This is a genomic window from Aestuariivirga sp., from assembly GCF_046093005.1.
Classification (GTDB): domain Bacteria; phylum Pseudomonadota; class Alphaproteobacteria; order Rhizobiales; family Aestuariivirgaceae; genus Aestuariivirga.
The window spans coordinates 1-5,033 of record NZ_JBJTER010000140.1; the positions used below are offsets into that span (position 1 = coordinate 1).

Annotated in this window: 7 protein-coding genes; 2 read left to right on the forward strand and 5 right to left on the reverse strand. The window is 63.1% G+C overall.

What is annotated here, in order from left to right:
- The coding region (locus ACKOED_RS12045) for a mandelate racemase/muconate lactonizing enzyme family protein (protein WP_408916836.1) at window positions 1-921 on the reverse strand (921 nt) is incomplete at its 3' end.
- 152 nt (window positions 922-1,073) lie between these two features.
- On the opposite strand from ACKOED_RS12045, the gene ACKOED_RS12050 reads away from it, so the two are divergent.
- The gene (locus tag ACKOED_RS12050; RefSeq protein ID WP_408916837.1) at window positions 1,074-2,687 is read left to right on the forward strand and encodes a GMC family oxidoreductase; all 1,614 of its coding nucleotides are present in this window, start codon (window positions 1,074-1,076) and stop codon (window positions 2,685-2,687) included.
- Between the two features lie 220 nt (window positions 2,688-2,907).
- Here ACKOED_RS12050 and ACKOED_RS12055 read toward each other — a convergent pair whose 3' ends face one another.
- From ACKOED_RS12055 to ACKOED_RS12070, 4 genes are all read right to left on the reverse strand, one after another.
- Window positions 2,908-3,162 carry a Txe/YoeB family addiction module toxin gene (locus ACKOED_RS12055; protein ID WP_408916838.1) on the reverse strand — a complete coding sequence of 85 codons (255 nt, stop codon included), beginning with the start codon at window positions 3,160-3,162 and terminating at the stop codon, window positions 2,908-2,910.
- Window positions 3,159-3,413 carry a type II toxin-antitoxin system Phd/YefM family antitoxin gene (locus ACKOED_RS12060; RefSeq protein WP_408916839.1) on the reverse strand — a complete coding sequence of 85 codons (255 nt, stop codon included), beginning with the start codon at window positions 3,411-3,413 and terminating at the stop codon, window positions 3,159-3,161. Before ACKOED_RS12060 ends, ACKOED_RS12055 begins: the two co-directional genes overlap by 4 nt.
- Window positions 3,414-3,566: 153 nt before the next feature.
- Window positions 3,567-3,875 (reverse strand): rhodanese-like domain-containing protein, encoded by a 309-nt coding sequence (locus ACKOED_RS12065; protein WP_408916840.1) that lies wholly within the window; start codon window positions 3,873-3,875, stop codon window positions 3,567-3,569.
- Between the two features lie 14 nt (window positions 3,876-3,889).
- Complete coding sequence (locus tag ACKOED_RS12070; protein ID WP_408916841.1) at window positions 3,890-4,204, reverse strand: ArsR/SmtB family transcription factor; 315 nt, start codon at window positions 4,202-4,204, stop codon at window positions 3,890-3,892.
- An 80-nt stretch (window positions 4,205-4,284) separates the two neighbouring features.
- Here ACKOED_RS12070 and ACKOED_RS12075 point away from each other — a divergent pair.
- A partial coding sequence (locus tag ACKOED_RS12075) for an MBL fold metallo-hydrolase (protein ID WP_408916842.1) occupies window positions 4,285-5,033 on the forward strand: 749 nt, incomplete at its 3' end.

The window sequence follows — 5,033 nt, forward strand, 5'->3', positions numbered from 1 at the left end:
GTGCGGCACGCATGGCCAGTTCACCACGGCGGGCGCCATTCGCTTTGCACGAAAGATCGAGGCGTGCGACCCCCGGGGGTTCGAGGCGCCGGGGCCGCCTGAAACGCGCGAGGAGAGCGGCCTTGTGGCCCACCGCCGCGCGCGGGTGGCCACCGGATTGGTGGGGGCGCGCGCCACCAGCGCCATCTCCTCGGGCTTTTCAGGCGGCACCGGCTCCTCGAACCACAGGGGGTCGAACGGCTCGATCTTTCTTGCAAAGCGAATGGCGCCCGCCGTGGTGAACTGGCCATGCGTGCCGAACAGGAGATCGGCCTTGTTGCCCACCGCCTCGCGGATCAGCTTGCAGAACTTGACGCAGAGCTCCATCGATTCAAGCGAGGGCTGGCGCGGATCGAAAGCCGAATAGGGTGCGGCCGGATCGAACTTGATGCCGGTGAAGCCGCGGCTCACATAATGCGCGGCCTGGGCAGCTGATTGTTCGGCGTTCCAGAAAATCGACGAGTCCTGGCCCTTGGCCGGATTGGGGTAGATGTAGGTGTAAGAGCGCAGCTTCTCATGCACGCGGCCGCCCAGCAGCTCATAGACAGGCTTTCCAACGGCCTTGCCCTTGATGTCCCACAGCGCGATTTCCAGCCCCGAGAGCACCCCCATCAGCGACGGGTCCGGCCGCAGCGAATAGCCGGAGCCATAGGCCCTGCGCCACATCGCCTCGAGATGAAACGGGTCCATGCCCTCGACATAGCGGCCGAAGCAATCCTCGATCATCGCCGTCATGGCCTTCGGCCCGAAGCTGGCGCCATAGCATTCGCCGATGCCGGTGATGCCGGTGTCGGTGGTGAGCTTCACGAAGGTGAAATAGCGCCCGCCCCAGGAGGGCGGCGGATTGCCGACGATGAAAACTTTGAGGTCTTTGACTTTCATGTGTTTGCCCTCCCGGCGAGGATCACCGCTTCTAGCAGGCAGAGGCCTCACGGGGCGATGAAATTTTCTCACCCGCGTTGAGCCAGAAATACTTGTTTTCAGGGGCGAACCGGGGCAAATGCCATCGCCTTCTCACCACTGGGCGGATCGGCGTGGCGGCAGGTTTCGATTACATCATCGTGGGCGCGGGCGCGGCCGGCTGCGTGCTCGCCGGCAAGCTGACGGCGAGCGGCGCGAAACGCGTGCTGCTGCTGGAGGCGGGCGGCAGCGACCGGCGCTTTTATGTGCAGATGCCCCAGGGTTACGGCAAGACCTTCTATGACCGCCGGGTCAACTGGATGTATGAGGCTGAAGCCGACCCCGGCCTCAACGGCCAGCGCGACTTCTACCCGCGCGGCAAGCTGCTGGGCGGCTCATCCTCGATCAACGCCATGGTCTATATCCGCGGCCACCGTGACGACTATGAGGATTGGAAAGCGGCGGGCAACACCGGCTGGGGCTGGGACGACGTGCTGCCCGCCTACAAGGCGATGGAGGATTATGCGGCGGGCGATCCTTCCCTGCGCGGCCGCGGCGGGCCGGTGTTCATCTCGGACCTCGGCGATCAGGCGCACCCGCTGTGCCGGCCCTATATCGAAGCGGCGGAGGCGGCGGGCCTCGCCTACACGCCGGATTTCAACGGCGCCAGCCAGGAAGGTGTGGGGCTCTACCAGTTCACCATCAAGGGCGGCCGCCGCCTGTCCGCGGCGCGGGCCTTCCTGCACCCGGCCATGGCGCGCCAGAACCTGCGCGTCGAAACCCATGCCCAGGCCACCCGCATCCTGTTTGACGGCAAACGCGCGGTGGGTGTTGCCTATGTGCAAAACGGGCAACAGCGTGAGGCGCGGGCGCGCGAGGTGATCGTCTCTGGCGGGGCCATCAATTCGCCGCAGCTTTTGCAGCTTTCCGGCATTGGGCCCGGCGCGCTGCTGCAATCGCTCGGCATTCCGGTCGTGCATGACAACCCCAATGTGGGCGCGCGCATGCAGGATCATCACGGCATCAACTACACCTGGCGCATGACGGTGCCCACCCTCAACGACGAACTCCGGCCCTGGTGGGGCAAGCTCCGCGCCGGGCTTCAGTATCTGCTGTTCCGCAAAGGCCCGCTGGCGCTCAGCATCAACCAGGGCGGCGGCTTCTTCCGCACCAGCCCGGAGATGCCGCGGCCCAACATGCAGCTTTACATGCAGGCCTTCTCGACGCTGATCCCCAAACCGGGCGAACGGCCGATCCTCAACCCCGACCCGTTCTCCGGCCTGTCGCTGGGGCTGTCCAACTGCCGCCCGGCCAGCACCGGATCGGTGATGATCAAATCGCCCGATCCCTTCACGCACCCGAAGATCACGTTCAACGCCTTCGCGGCGGAACGCGATGTGACCGAGATGCTGGCGGCGGTGAAATTCCTCCGCGTGATCGCCGCGCAAGCGCCGCTGAAAGGCCTGATGGCCGAGGAACTGCGGCCCGGCCCCGGCGTGGTGCGCGATGAGGCGCTGATTGACGATTTCCGCCAGCGGAGCGGCACCGTCTATCACCACTCCTGCACCTGCCGCATGGGCCCTGACCCCACTGAAGCCGTGGTGGACCCCAAACTCCGCGTGCATGGCATCGAAGGCCTGCGGGTGTGCGATGCCTCGGTGTTCCCCAACCTGATCGCCGGCAACACCAATGCGCCATCGATGATGGTGGGCTGGCGCGGCGCGGAGATGATGCTGCGGGAGGGGTGAGTAACACGGCGTCATCCAACTTGAAACTGCGGGACCAGCTTATCTTGAAACTACGAGTTCCGCAGGACGGCCGAGCACAACGCAGTACCGCGTCACCCCGGCGAAGGCCGGGGTCCAGCTTGCGCACGCATGACGGCATGGTCGGTACGTAGATTTTGAGTAAACCAACATCGCGCCCCTTCTACAAGAACAGTAAACACCCTCGCGTTTACCGCTCTCCTTAATAGTGATGCCGGCACTGGGCGATTTGCAGAATTCCGTCAGCCGGGCGGTACACCAGCCGGTGTTCCAGCGTGATGCGGCGGGACCACCAGCCGGACAAGTCGCCGCGCAACGGCTCCGGCTTGCCAATTCCTTCAAACGGATGGCGAATGGCATCCTTGATCAGGGTGTTGATCCGCTCAAGCGTTTTCCGGTCATGAGCCTGCCACCAGAGATAGTCGTCCCAAGCCCGATCGGAAAACAGCAACCTCATTCGATGAGCTTGCGCTCCGTGCCGCCGCCCTTATCCAATTCTTCGATGGACTCCTTCAGCCGCGCAGCGTTGGCCGGGCTGCGGAGCAGATGAAGCGTTTCCTCCCAGGAGGTGAATTCCTCGAGCGATACCAGCACAGCGGCGGGCTTGCCCCGGTCGCGCGTGATGATCACGGGTTCACGGTCTTGCGTTACCCGGTCAAGCTCCGAGGCGAGGTTCTTGCGAAGTTCAGAATATGAAGATGTACGCATAGCCGTTATGTACGCGATCGCGTACATCATTGCAAGGATTTACTGGAACAGCAACGCCCCGCGCCCCCCCCCTCCAACAAAAAAGCCAGCCCAGAGGCTGGCTTCTCAAATCCGGTAAGGCGGTGGCGCTCAGCCTTCGGCTTTCGGCGTCAGTCAGCCCGGGCTGACCGGGTAGCCCGCTGCCTTCCAGGCTTCGATGCCGCCATCGAGGATATAGGCTTCGGCATCGGTGGAAGCCGCGAGGGCCTCCGCGTTCATGCGGGTGCGCGCCCCGGATTTGCAATAGAACACCACTGCCGCGGCGGCGCCCACCGGAGTTTCGCCCAGCCTGGACAGGGGCGCGTTCAGCGCGCCGGGGATGTTTTCGCCAAGATATTCGCCCGGTTCGCGGATATCGACCAGCAGCGCGCCCTGGGCGGCCAAACGTCTGGCTTCGGCGGCGGTGACTGCCTTCAGAATCATCGGACCCGCCACAATCAGCAGTAGATATTTTTTAGCGTCATCAGGATCTGCCGCACGCCGGGGTCCTTCACGTGGTAAAAGGCCTGCTGCGCCTTGCGCCTGAAATCCACCAGATCTTTGCTCCGCATGCGCGCCAGGTGCTGCGACAGTGCCGACTGGCTGAGGCCCACCTGGGCTGACAACTGCATGACGCTCAGTTCGCCATTTTCCAGAAGTTTACAAAGTATCATCAAGCGGTTGCCGTTGCTCAACTCCTTGAGCAAGGCCACCGCCGCAGCTGCGTTGCGCTGAAAATCAGCGAGTGAATCATCCACATTCGCACGATTCATAAAATCTCCGATTAGGACTTGCTATTTTAGTTTTCGCTAATACATAGTCAAGAGAAATCGATTCCTCCGTAAGGCGCATCATGGCAAAACCAGACATCCACCCGTTTTTCGATGAACCCACCAACACCGTCAGCTATCTGGTCGCCGACCCGGAGACCGGCGAAGCGGCGGTGATCGACCCGGTCCTCGACTATGACTACAAGACGGGCAAGGCCAACGTCACGTCAGCCAACGCGATCCTCGCCATGGCCATGGAGCGCGGCTACCGGATCAGGCTCGTGCTCGAAACCCATGTCCACGCCGATCACCTCTCCGGCGCGCCCTATATCAAGCTGAAAACCGGGGCCAAGGTGGGCATTGGCGAGCGCATCAAGGAAGTGCAGCAGATTTTCCGCCCGGTGTTCAACGCCACCGATGTCTCGGGCGAGGGGTCCGAGTTCGACGTCCTGTTCAAGGACGGGGACCGTTTCGCCATCGGCAAATTGAATGGCGAAGTGGTGGCCACGCCCGGCCACACGCCGGCCTGCGTCTCTTACCGGATCGAGGATGCGGTGTTCGTGGGCGATACCATATTCATGCCGGATTACGGCACCGCGCGCGCCGATTTCCCGGGTGGCGATCCGCGCGTGCTGTACCGCTCGATCAAGCGTCTGATGGCGCTGCCGCGCGATTCCAGGCTGTTCATGTGCCACGATTACCTGCCGAAAGGCGGCCGTCAGCATTTCGCCTGGGAAACCACGGGGGGCGAGGAAATCGACCGCAACATTCACGTTCATGCCGGCGTGTCGGAGGATGAATTCGTGAAGATGCGCACCGCGCGCGCCGATTT